Annotated in this window: 11 protein-coding genes; 2 read left to right on the top strand and 9 right to left on the bottom strand. The window is 69.8% G+C overall.

Annotated features, from left to right (window positions below; genetic code table 11):
• Nucleotides 1–33 precede the first annotated feature (33 nt).
• The 8 genes from tsaA to ACLNEE_RS16065 form a co-directional block, all read right to left on the bottom strand.
• On the bottom strand, nucleotides 34–501 hold the full coding sequence (tsaA, locus tag ACLNEE_RS16100) for a tRNA (N6-threonylcarbamoyladenosine(37)-N6)-methyltransferase TrmO (RefSeq protein ID WP_412007379.1): 468 nt from the start codon (nucleotides 499–501) through the stop codon (nucleotides 34–36).
• A gap of 98 nt (nucleotides 502–599) precedes the next feature.
• Nucleotides 600–1,367 (bottom strand): ABC transporter ATP-binding protein, encoded by a 768-nt coding sequence (locus ACLNEE_RS16095; RefSeq protein ID WP_412007378.1) that lies wholly within the window; start codon nucleotides 1,365–1,367, stop codon nucleotides 600–602.
• Nucleotides 1,364–2,386: a FecCD family ABC transporter permease gene (locus tag ACLNEE_RS16090; protein ID WP_412007377.1), complete on the bottom strand. Its 1,023-nt coding sequence runs from the start codon at nucleotides 2,384–2,386 to the stop codon at nucleotides 1,364–1,366. The genes ACLNEE_RS16095 and ACLNEE_RS16090 overlap by 4 nt, the downstream gene beginning before the upstream one ends.
• Before the next feature lie 10 nt (nucleotides 2,387–2,396).
• Nucleotides 2,397–3,419: an iron ABC transporter substrate-binding protein gene (locus ACLNEE_RS16085; protein WP_412007376.1), complete on the bottom strand. Its 1,023-nt coding sequence runs from the start codon at nucleotides 3,417–3,419 to the stop codon at nucleotides 2,397–2,399.
• Nucleotides 3,416–4,162, bottom strand: a complete 747-nt coding sequence (locus ACLNEE_RS16080) for a substrate-binding domain-containing protein (protein ID WP_412007375.1) — start codon at nucleotides 4,160–4,162, stop codon at nucleotides 3,416–3,418. The genes ACLNEE_RS16085 and ACLNEE_RS16080 overlap by 4 nt, the downstream gene beginning before the upstream one ends.
• 175 nt (nucleotides 4,163–4,337) lie before the next feature.
• A complete protein-coding gene (locus ACLNEE_RS16075) occupies nucleotides 4,338–5,258 on the bottom strand; it encodes an HAD-IIA family hydrolase (RefSeq protein ID WP_412007374.1) in 921 nt (306 codons plus the stop codon).
• A gap of 106 nt (nucleotides 5,259–5,364) precedes the next feature.
• On the bottom strand, nucleotides 5,365–6,171 hold the full coding sequence (locus tag ACLNEE_RS16070; RefSeq protein ID WP_412007373.1) for a hypothetical protein: 807 nt from the start codon (nucleotides 6,169–6,171) through the stop codon (nucleotides 5,365–5,367).
• Between the two features lie 3 nt (nucleotides 6,172–6,174).
• The gene (locus ACLNEE_RS16065) at nucleotides 6,175–7,470 is read right to left on the bottom strand and encodes a hypothetical protein (RefSeq protein ID WP_412007372.1); all 1,296 of its coding nucleotides are present in this window, start codon (nucleotides 7,468–7,470) and stop codon (nucleotides 6,175–6,177) included.
• Nucleotides 7,471–7,735: 265 nt separating this feature from the next.
• On the opposite strand from ACLNEE_RS16065, the gene ACLNEE_RS16060 reads away from it, so the two are divergent.
• Nucleotides 7,736–8,422, top strand: coding sequence for a hypothetical protein (locus ACLNEE_RS16060; protein ID WP_412007371.1), 687 nt, complete (start codon nucleotides 7,736–7,738; stop codon nucleotides 8,420–8,422).
• Nucleotides 8,423–8,440: 18 nt separating this feature from the next.
• Here the strand turns inward: ACLNEE_RS16060 and ACLNEE_RS16055 are convergent, their stop codons facing one another.
• Nucleotides 8,441–10,105 carry a phosphoethanolamine transferase gene (locus ACLNEE_RS16055; RefSeq protein ID WP_412007370.1) on the bottom strand — a complete coding sequence of 555 codons (1,665 nt, stop codon included), beginning with the start codon at nucleotides 10,103–10,105 and terminating at the stop codon, nucleotides 8,441–8,443.
• Between the two features lie 148 nt (nucleotides 10,106–10,253).
• Between ACLNEE_RS16055 and ACLNEE_RS16050 the strand changes: the two genes are divergently transcribed.
• A partial coding sequence (locus ACLNEE_RS16050; RefSeq protein WP_412007369.1) for a response regulator occupies nucleotides 10,254–10,557 on the top strand: 304 nt, incomplete at its 3' end.

The raw sequence follows: 10,557 nt of genomic DNA, 5'->3' as shown, positions 1-10,557 counted from the left end.
CGGCGGGCCCGCAGCGCCATCCTGTCCCGCGGGCTAGGCGCCCGCGAAGGGGGTGAACTGGCAGCGGTCCGGCTTGATGTCGATCAGCGGCGTGCCCGACACGCATTCCAGCCCCCGCACCGTCAGCCGGTTGCCGCCGCGCCCGATCAGGCGGACCCTCGACAGGCCGATGGGGTTCGGCCGGATCGGCGACCGCAGGCTGAAGGTGCCGCGGGCGCTGTCGCCGTGGCTGGGGTTCTGCAACACCAGATCGCGCCGCGACAGGTGCAGCCAATACAGGATTTCCAGGCTTTCGAAGGCCTCGATCCCCGCCAGCGCGGCATCCCATGGCGGGGCCACGACGATGGTGCAGTCGGGCCCGTCGATGCGCCCCTGACGGGGGCAATCCGCGCGGCGGGGCCAGGGCGTCTCGATATGGCCGATGAAAGCCAGCGTGGCATCGGCGGGCAGGGGCGCGTCGACGGCCACCTCATGCGGGCGCAGGGTCTGGGTATCCTGCATCGGTCAACCCCCCGCCGGGGGATGGGCCGCGTCGGGGCGGCGGCACGCTTGCATCGGGGTCGGCGGTGTCATGCGGTTCTCCTGCCGGGGTCGGGGGATCAAAGGCACGGGGCACAGACGGCACGGCCGGATGCGGTGCGTTCCACCTGCACCGGCACCCCATAGACAAGGCTGAGCCGCGCGCCCGTCAAGACCTGATCGGGCGGGCCTTCGGCCAGAATGCCGCCCGCATGCATCAGCACGACCCGCGCCTGCAACGCAAAGGCCTGATCGGGATCATGGGTCGACAGCACGACCGCATGGCCCCCCGCCTGCGCCAGATCGGCGATCCGCGCCAGCACGCGGGCCTGATTGCCGAAATCAAGGCTGGCGGTCGGCTCATCCATGACCAGCACCGGCGCCTCCTGCGCCAGCGCGCGGGCGATCATCACCATCTGGCGCTGCCCGCCCGACAGGCGCGAATAATCCGCCCCTGCCAGATCGCCGATACCCAGCCGGGCCAGCGCCGCCAAGGCGGCGGCGCGATCCTGCGCCGAAGGTGCGGCCAGCGGCCCCATCCGCGCGGTGCGACCCATCAGCACCACCTCATCCACCTGATAGGGAAAGGGCGGCACATGGGCCTGCGGCACATAGGCCAGATGGCGCGCGATCTCGGCGCGCTTCAGGTTGCGCAGATCGCGCCCCTCCAGCAGCACCCGCCCTGCCAGCGGCGGGATCAGGCCCAGCAGCGTGCGAAAGAGCGTGGTCTTGCCGCAGCCGTTGGGGCCCAGCAGGCAGACGATCTCGCCCGGTGCGACCGTCAGCGCCACATCGCGCCCCACGACCTGCGCGCCATGCCCGATGGAAAGGCCCTCGGCGGCGATCATGTCCAGCCCCGCCGCCCCCGCGCCAGCAGCCACAGGAAGAACGGCGCGCCCAGCACCGCCGTCAGGATGCCCAGCGGGATCTCGACCGTGCCCAGCGTGCGGCAAAGCGTGTCGACCAGCAGCAGATACCCCGCCCCCAGCATCGCCGCCACCGGCAGAAGCGTGGCAAAGGACGGCCCCACGATCATCCGCGCGATGTGCGGAATGACCAGCCCGACCCAGCCGACCACCCCGGCAATGGCCACGACCGAGGCCGTGATCAGCGTCGCCGCCGCGATCACCACCAGCCGCAGCCGCGGCGCATCGACGCCCAACGCCCGCGCCTCGTCATCGCCAAGGCTGAGAAGGTTGATCCGCCAGCGCAGCAGGATCAACGGCACCAGCCCGACCACCACCGCCGGCAGCACCGGGCCCAGATCAGGCGCCGTGGTGCTGGCCAGCGACCCCAGCAGCCAGAAGGTGATCGCGGGCAACTGGTCATAGGGATCGGCCATCACCTTCAGAAGCGATGTCGCCGCCCCGGCCAGCGCCCCCATGACCACGCCTGTCAGCACCAGCACCAGGGTCTGGTCCACGCCCCGCACCGCCTGCGCCACAAAGATCACCAGCGCCACCGCCCCCAGCCCGCCCAGAAAGGCAAAGCCCTGAATGGCGACGATGGGCAGCGACAGGAATATCCCGCACACCGCCCCCAGCGCCGCACCCGACGACACACCCAGAATGTCGGGTGACACCAGCGGGTTGCGGAACAGCACCTGATAGGACGCCCCCGCCGCCGCCAGCGCCGCCCCCACCAGCATCGCGGCCAGCACCCGCGGCAGGCGGATGTTCCAGATCACCACCTCGGACTGCCCTTTGGACTGCCCGGTCAGCGCGGCCAGCACCTCGGAAAGCGACAGGCGGAACGGCCCGATGGTCAGCGCGACCAGCGCCCCCGCCACCAGCGCCAGCGCCAGCGCGGCCACCACCGACAGGCGGGCGCGGGGGGTGCGTTCGGGGCGGGCGGCGGTATCGGTCATCCGGCGCGGGTCATGGCAGCAGGCGGTTCAACTGGTCGTCGGTCAGGTCCAGATGGTACCACAGCTTGTAAAAGTCGCGCGTCCGCGTGCGCAGGTCGATCTGATAGCGGTCGGGAAAGAAGGTTGCGGCCATCCAGTCCAGCCCGATCATCCGGTTCAGCGACGGCGGCCGGTCGATCCAGCCAAAGGGCAGCACCGGCGACAGATACACCTTCCCCTCCTGCACCGCCCGCATCCGCGCCCACAGCGGGTTGTCGCGGTGGGTGGCAAAGAACTGCCGGTCCCACGTCACGATCACGTCGGGATCGGTTGCCAGCAGGGCCTCGAAGTTCACTTGCACCAGACCCCGCGCGGTGTCCGACCGGCCCAGCACATTGACGCCGCCCGCGCGTTCCAGGATCTCGGTGTTGATCGACCCCACGACCCCGCTTTCCAGCCCGTCCGGACCGCGGGCCAGATAGGCGCGCGGACGCTCTGCCTCGGGCACCTCTGCCAGCAGCGCGTCGATCCGGGCAAAGGTCGCCTCGGCATCCCGGGCCAGCGCCTCGCCCCGTTCGGGCACACCCAGCGCCTCGCCCAGCAGGCGCAGGGCGGCGGGCGTATTCTCGAACCGGCCATCGATCAGCAGATAGGGAATGCCGGTCTGGTCCTGCACGCGGTTTGCCAGATCCACGAAATTGTCGCGCACCGACCCGAAGTCCAGGATCAGATCGGGCTGCAGCGCGATCACCCGTTCCAGATTGGCTTCGCCCCCCTGACCCGTCAGCGTGCCCATCTCGGGCAGGTCGGCATAGGGCGCGGCGAGGAATTCGCGTTCCTCGGCGCGGTTGGCGCGCGGCCAGCCCAGCATCCGGTCGGGCGCCATGATGTAGAGCAGGATCGCCGCAGGCGGACCTGCGGCAAAGACACTGTCCACGCGCTCGGGGAACGTCACCACCCGCCCGGCGCTGTCGGTGATGGTGCGGGTAGTCTGGGCCTGTGCGGGCAACGCCAGACACAGCGCGGCAGCAGCCGCAAGGACGGCACGGATCATGGGCTTCTCCCTTCGGTGGGGCCGTCGCGGGCAGGGTCGAAGCCCAGCGCGGACAGGTGGGTCTGGAATGACGGCGACAGGATGTGATCGGCCAGCGCCACGGCCTGGGCCGGGGCCCCCCGCCGCGTGGTCAGCGCATAGGACGCGCGCACCTGCACCGCGTCAGGCAGGTCCAGCGCGCGCAGCGCCGGGCTGTCCTGCACAGCGGCCCGCGCGGTGGTGCGATAGGTCAGGAACAGGTCCGCCCGGCCGGACGTCACCAGCCAGGCATATGTGTTTCGCCCCGCGGGCGGCTCTGGCAGGCCCGGCGCCCCGGTCAGCGGCACTGCGCGGGCCATCGCCGCCCGGCCCGCACCGGGCAAGATGGCCTCAAGCCGGGCAAGCGCGGCCATCGCATAGTCGCCCGACGGGTCATTGCCGGGCGTCGATGTGCCCAGCCGCAGATCGTCGCGCCGCAGCAGCGCCAGCGCATCCGCCCCCTCCAGCCCGGCGCGGACGATCAGGCTCAGCCCGTTGTGGCAGAAGATGCGCGGCCGATCGGCGATCCCGGCGGCATGCAGGGCCGCGGGGTGGGTGACGTCGGCGCTGGCGAACAGGTCCCAGTCCGCGCCGTGCAGGATGCGCGCCCGCAACAGACCCGAGGCGCCGAATTCCGCAGCGACGGTCCGGCCGCCGATCCGGTCGATGCCGGCAAGGGCCCGCGACAGGCTGCCCGCCGCGTGAAGGCGGATCGGGTCATCCATGCGCGCGCAGCACGGCGCAGCGGCACAGGCTGCCCCACGCAGCACGGCGAAGGGTGGGGCGCAACGGCCGGATGCTGTGCGTTCTCATGCGTTTTCCTGCAAGGATTACGCCTAAAAGTATCGCATATTTCCTGTTTCTTTTCAATATATTGCGCAGGTTTCGGCCGCCACGCGGTCAGATCGACGGCACGATCCAGTCGGGCAGGATGCCGCTGCGGGCGATGAAGCCCGAGGCCTGCCGCCCCGCCAGCACCCCGTGATCGGTGACCAGCACCGTCGCGCAGCCCGCCGATTGCCCGCCCAGGATGTCGGTGTGCAACGTATCGCCCACCATCGCGTGCCGCCCGGGGCCCAGACGGTCCAGCCCGGCGGCAAAGGCTGCGGCATAAGGCTTGCCGAAGAACCGCGGCGAAATGCCGGTGCGGTCCTGCAGGTCGTGGCCCCAGAATCCCGGCTCGACCGACAGGCCGCCTTCGCGGGGGGCGGCAAGGTCGGGATTGGCGATGATCACCGGCCGGGGCCTGCGCCGCAACTCATCGACCAGCCGGTCCTGCAGCGCGGGGGTCCAGCGCGCCGCGGACAGGAACAGGAACCCCTCGGCCGCGGCCCAGGGGCGACTGTCGTCCAGCAGGTCGCGCACCGGCACCGCGCTGTCGGCAAAGCCGTCATCGCCCGCCGACATGGCAGCCCAGGTGATACCGGGGGCGACGGACCCGGCCTGCGCAAAGGCCACGTCGCGGCTGGACACGACCTCGGCTTCCCGGATGTCGAGGCCCATGCGCCGGTATCTGCGCAGCGCCTCGGACCGGGGATAGCTGGCGGCATTGGTCAGCACGCAAAACGGCGTACCGCGGTGGCGCAGGGCCGACAGGCATTCGGCGGCGCCCGGGATGACGCTTTCGCCGACGTTCAGCACGCCGAAGGAATCGAACAGGAAACCGTCCACCCGGCCCGCCATGTCCAGCAACCCGCCGACGGTGACCGGCGCGGCGCCCGGGCGCCGCGCGGCGGGCAGGTGCGGGCGGATCGCCTCATACCGGGCAAAGACCGCGTCCACCGTCAGTGTCACGGGCGCGGCGGGGTGGGTCGGGGTCATCCGGAACGTCCTGCGCTTGCCGCAAGGGCGCGGCCTGTGCGGGATAGACGCCCTGTGCGTCGCCGAAAAGCCGGATGTTGCGCCGCGCGGCCGGATGACGGGCGGATCAGCCCGGCTGGGCCATCCGGGCCGCCATCCCGACCGTGACGCGCGCCGCAAGCGCGCTCAGCGAACTGCGTTCCATGACCATCGGACCATCCAGGCTGGCCGGCGGGAACACGACCCAGGTATGGTCCTGCGCATTCGTCATCACGCTGAACGTCTGGGCATCGGCCACCACATTGCCCGCGCAATACAGCACGCTGACCACCCCCGCCGCGATCGGGGCGGCCAGCACCTGCGCGGCCGACCGCGCGTCGGGTTCGGCCGCACCCAGCGCCATCAGCGCGGCAACGGCCTTGTCATCGTCGCCCGCGTCCGCATCGCGGTTCAGCGCCGACAGCGTGGCCTGATCCGTCTCGATCCGGGCGCGGCTGTCGGCGGGGGCCAGCGTGGCCCCGACAAAGGCCGCACAGGCCACCGCCGCCGCCGTCAGCCCGTCATAGCGGGTCAGCGCGAACTGCCCGTCGGTCTGGCGCGTCAGGCCGACGGCGGCCCCGTCGCGCAGATGGACGGTCAACGTGCGCAGGCCATCGCCCGCCTTGCGCTGCGCCACCAGCACGATCCCCGGATCGACCAGCGCCAGGATCGCCTGCGTCATGGCTTCGGTGAAGTTCAGCCCCGTCTCGGACGACCCGACCAGACGGCCCGCGGCAAGCATTCGCGCCTCGCCCGCGGCCAGCCAGTCGGCGGGGTCGCCGTCCTCGGGGCGGGCGGGCAGGAAGGGCGCACTGCCCCAGCCGATGATCGCCTCGGCACGGGCATAGGAGAAGGCATAGGCCAGTTCCGAAGGATGGACGTCGATCGCGGTCATGGCTCAGCTCCAGATCAGGTTCCAGGCGGCTTCCAGCTTGCGCCGCGCCTCGGGCACGACCTCGCCAAGGGCCTTGCCGGCGTTCTCGACCGTCTCGACGGCGGAATTCTCGACGGTCTTGCCCGCGTCCTTGATGGCATCGCCGATGCCGGTCACGGCCTTTTCGGCCTCGCGGGCCAGCTTTTCCGCCGCCGCCACCTTGTCCAACAGGTCGCGCTTGGCCGCGGCCACGCGCTTGTCGATTTCGGCCTGCGCGGCATCGCGGACCGGTTGCAGCTTCTTGTCCAGATCGGCCAGCGCGTCATTCATCTCGCGTTCCACGTAGTCCTGCCCGACCTCGCCCACCCAGAAGGCGATGCCCGACAGCTGGCCCGACAGGCAGTCGTCGACCTCGGTGAACTGCTCGATCGCCTGCTTGAGCACGACCTCGAACTGGCTGTCGCGATAGTTGTAGCCCGGGCCTTCGCCGTGGAACGTGCCCAGATAGCCCGCCGCGTCATGCACCGTTCCATGCAGCGCCACCGGGTTGTCGGGGTCGAGATGCCCTGCCTTGACCTTGCCCTCGATCAGCCAGTTGCCCGGCCCGACCAGACCGCCGGTCGGGCTCAGCAACGCGGCAAAGACCTCATGGATGCCGAAGGCGTCGCCCAGCACCTTGCCGAACACCAGTTGCGACCGCGAACCCATGAATTCGGGATGCATCCCTTCGTCCAGCGGATCGACGACGGCCTTCTTCGGGGCGCCCCTTGTCTCCTGCTGCTTGCGCACGATCAGGAAGCGGGCGTAGTGCACCTTCAGGGTGTCGGCTGTGGGGGGCGACCCGACGATACCCGACAGCGCGGTCATCACCTCGGTCAGGCGCGGATCATGGATCTCGCTCTTGCCCACCTCGCGCATCAGCCCCTTGAGGTCGGGGTTCCCCTCGCCCTTGATGGGTTCGCGCGCAAGGCGCAGCATGTAGTCTTCGCTGAACAGTTCCTTGGTGTCGCCGACCGTCAGGTCCATCCCGGCCAGTTCGTCGGCCGGCATCGCCTTCAGCCGGTCATTCTCGTCGGCGGTCACGGGCGGGGCGCCATTGCGGGGCGGCAGGCCCGGCGGGCTGCCATCGCCCCCCGCGCGGGCCTTGTCGATGGCCTTGCGCAGGCGGTCGAACTTGGACAGCACGCGATCCAGCAGATCCTGCTCGGCCGTCTCGACGGTTTCCAGTGCCGCGATCTCGGCCTGAAGGCGGGCGATTTCGGCCTGCATGGCGCCCATCTGCGCCTGGGCCGCGGCAATCCGGTCGGTGTCCGGTGGCATCTGGGGTCCTCTTGCGGGCGCCGCGGGTCATGCCCCGGCAAATGCGTGTCTCATCAATCAAACCGGCAGCCGAACGACCGCCATCCGGCCCGGACCAGCCTGCCCCGGGCAAAAGTCTAAGGCCGCATGGTGCAACCGGACCGGATGCCGATCAAGCCAAGATCGCGGCCCGGCGTGAAATTCCCCTGCAAAGGCGGGCTTGTCTGCGCGGGCAGGGCTGGCCTAAGCTGACCCCCAGCGCGCAGGACAAGGGGATGGCACGGGCATGGCAGCAAAACCGGCAGCCGACGGCGGCATGAGCCTGGAAGACATCCTGGTCATGGCGCGCAAGCGCGAGATGAACGTCGCGATGGTGATCGGCAAGGACGGGCTGTCCGTGGCCGGCGACCCCCGCAAGCCCCCCGAGGTGATGTGGCGCGAAGCCAAGAAGGCCGGCGGCGGTGCCAAGGGCGGCATGGGCATCTGCACGGTCGAAGGCAAGGAACTGCACTTTCGCCTGATGAACGACGATGCGCCCGCCACGCTGAAAAAGGCGCTGAAGGTCAAGCTGCGAGACGCGGGGCTGAAGTACAAGGTCGTGCTGATCCTGCCCGACGGCACGGTGGACGGCGACGACGAAGAGGGTGCCGCGGCGGAAGGGGGCGATGATCTGGTCCTCCAGCTGCGCATCGAGTTTGACGCGCTGGTACCGATCATCGCAACGGCACGGCTGGCGGATCTGGGGCCTGTGCTGAAGAAGATCGAGGGGCTGGTGACGATGTTCGAAACCGAACTCGCCCGCGACACCCGAAAGGCCAAGGCGATCCTGGGCCTGCTGAAACAGACTCTGGAGGCCGAGCGTGACCGGATCGTCACCGGCCTGACTCCCGGCTTCATACTGGCCGAAAAGCGGCGCGAGGCCCTGACCGGCATCGAACAGCGCATCGACACGCTGCTGGCTGAATTCGCCTGATCGCGCGCCGCGCGCCGGTCAGCCGGTGGCCCCCCTGCGGCAGGCGCCGCCCAGATCCAGCGCCGGGTCGCGGACGGTGGTGGTCACATCCAGCAGGCCCAGCACGCTGTGAAACAGGTTGTCCTGGCTGGCGGGGCGCTGCGCCGCGTCCCGCAGGCAGGCCTCGTCCAGCCCCAGCGCCGTCTGGAACCGCTGGTCCATCCACAACACCATCGGCACCTTGGTCTGCGTTTCAGGCGCCATGAAACGCGGCGCGGCATGCAGATAGAGACCGCCTTCGCCCAGCGATTCCCCGTGGTCGGACAGATAGAGCATCGCGGTCAGCGCCCGGTCGCTGGCCGACAGAAGGTCAATCGTGCGCGACAGGACATGGTCGGTTTCCAGCAGCGCGTTGTCATAGGCGTTCACGATCTCGGCCTCGGTGCAGTCGGCAAAGGCGGCGCTCTGGCAGTCGGGCAGAAAGGTCGCCCGGTCGCGGTCATAGCGCAGGGAATAGGCCGGGCCATGGTTGCCGATCATGTGCAGCACCAGGACCGTGTCCTGCGTGATCGTGTCCAGCGCCGTCTGGATCAGCGGCAGAAAGACCGCGTCGGTGCATTCCACGGCGCAGGCCTCGGGGTCCAGCGCCGCATCCACCCGTTCCCAGCCCGTGCGCCGCGCGATCTGCTGATCGCCCGTGTTGTTGTCGACCCAGCGGACGGCAAAGCCCGCGCGGACCAGCACGTCCAGCAGGTTCTCGCGCGACATGAACCCGTCGCGGGAATAGTCCGCCTGCGACAGGGGCGAGAACATGCAGGGCAGCGACACGGCGGTGGACGTGCCACAGGCCGTCACGTCGGGAAAGTTGATGACCGCGCGTTCCGCCAGCCCGGGCGTCGTCTGCCGGGCATAGCCATTGAGGCCGAAGTTCTGTGCCCGCGCCGTTTCGCCCGCAAACAGCACCAGAAGCACGGGCTTGTCCGCCGCGGCCAGATACGGCCCCGGGACGGCATCGGCCGCCACCGGCTGCAGCACCGCCGCCTCGGCCTTCCACTGCTGCTTGGCATAGCGGACCACCGCGCCGATCGTCGCGCCGGGCTGATACGAGGCCATGAGGTCCTGACGTTCCCGCAGCACCGCCGAGAAGGTCTTGAAATCGGCGAAAAGCCCGCCTGCGACGATCGCAAGGCTCAGCCCGACGCCCAGCGGCCAGCGCCAGGCCTGATGCCAGTGCCCCACCCGCACGACCCGCGGCCAGAACAGAAGCGCCGCCGGCAGCACGCCCGTCAGCATGATCGCGCGGATGGCCGCGGCCGTGATCAGGTGGCGCGATTCCGTCACCGTGGTTTCCATGACGTTGCGCACCATCTCGCGGTCGATCAGCACGCCGAAGGTCTGCTCGTAGTAGTTGGCGCCTGCCGCCATCAGGATCAACACCGCCGCCACCGGCCGCTGCAGCCGCCCGGGCCCGAAGAATTCCAGCGTCAGCACGGTCAGCGCCACGATCACCACCGAAAACAGCGAGAATTTCAGGGGGCTTTCGCCAAAGACCAGACCCATCCGGTGCCAGAAGCCTGCGTTCAGCATCGCCAGCACATAGACGGCCACGATCAGGTTCAGCGCGGTCTGGCCGATCACTGGCCGCCTCAGGATAAGGCGGGGCAGCGCGGCCCGGGCAGCGTCGGGGATGGAGCGGTCGGTCATGGGCGGGAAACCTTCGGGGGCAGGACACGGGGACAGGCGGGCGCCGCGATGCGGACCCATGGCCCTGCACTGCCAGCCCATGCTTGCGCCAACCTTACAGCGGCGTGCCCCCTCTCGCGCCCGGGGGCGGGGCAGGATAGAAGGGGGCATGCGTCTGCTTCTGGTCGAAGACACCGCTGAACTTGCCCAGTCGGTCCTGCGTTATCTGCGGGCCGAAGGGCATGCCGTCGACCACGCGCCCGATGCGGCAACTGCGCTGGAGGCGATGGCCGTGGCCGATTATGCCTGCGTGATCCTGGACCTGGGCCTGCCCGACCGCCCGGGGCTGGAGGTACTGCGCGACCGCCGCCGCGCGGGCGACCGCACGCCCGTTCTGATCGCAACCGCCCGCGACCAGATCAGCGACCGCATCGCCGGGCTGGATGCCGGGGCGGATGACTATGTGGTCAAAC

This window comes from Aphanothece stagnina RSMan2012 (genome assembly GCF_046764815.1).
GTDB lineage: Bacteria > Cyanobacteriota > Cyanobacteriia > PCC-6307 > Cyanobiaceae > NIES-981.
This window is presented reverse-complemented; position numbering and strand designations above follow the sequence as displayed.

What these genes read in the sequence shown, in the direction of transcription:
- tsaA (WP_412007379.1), bottom strand. Translation starts at nt 501, where the DNA reads ATGCAGGATACCCAGACCCTGCGCCCGCATGAGGTGGCCGTCGACGCG.
- ACLNEE_RS16095 (WP_412007378.1), bottom strand. Translation starts at nt 1,367, where the DNA reads ATGATCGCCGCCGAGGGCCTTTCCATCGGGCATGGCGCGCAGGTCGTG.
- ACLNEE_RS16090 (WP_412007377.1), bottom strand. Translation starts at nt 2,386, where the DNA reads ATGACCGATACCGCCGCCCGCCCCGAACGCACCCCCCGCGCCCGCCTG.
- ACLNEE_RS16085 (WP_412007376.1), bottom strand. Translation starts at nt 3,419, where the DNA reads ATGATCCGTGCCGTCCTTGCGGCTGCTGCCGCGCTGTGTCTGGCGTTG.
- ACLNEE_RS16080 (WP_412007375.1), bottom strand. Translation starts at nt 4,162, where the DNA reads ATGGATGACCCGATCCGCCTTCACGCGGCGGGCAGCCTGTCGCGGGCC.
- ACLNEE_RS16075 (WP_412007374.1), bottom strand. Translation starts at nt 5,258, where the DNA reads ATGACCCCGACCCACCCCGCCGCGCCCGTGACACTGACGGTGGACGCG.
- ACLNEE_RS16070 (WP_412007373.1), bottom strand. Translation starts at nt 6,171, where the DNA reads ATGACCGCGATCGACGTCCATCCTTCGGAACTGGCCTATGCCTTCTCC.
- ACLNEE_RS16065 (WP_412007372.1), bottom strand. Translation starts at nt 7,470, where the DNA reads ATGCCACCGGACACCGACCGGATTGCCGCGGCCCAGGCGCAGATGGGC.
- ACLNEE_RS16060 (WP_412007371.1), top strand. Translation starts at nt 7,736, where the DNA reads ATGGCAGCAAAACCGGCAGCCGACGGCGGCATGAGCCTGGAAGACATC.
- ACLNEE_RS16055 (WP_412007370.1), bottom strand. Translation starts at nt 10,105, where the DNA reads ATGACCGACCGCTCCATCCCCGACGCTGCCCGGGCCGCGCTGCCCCGC.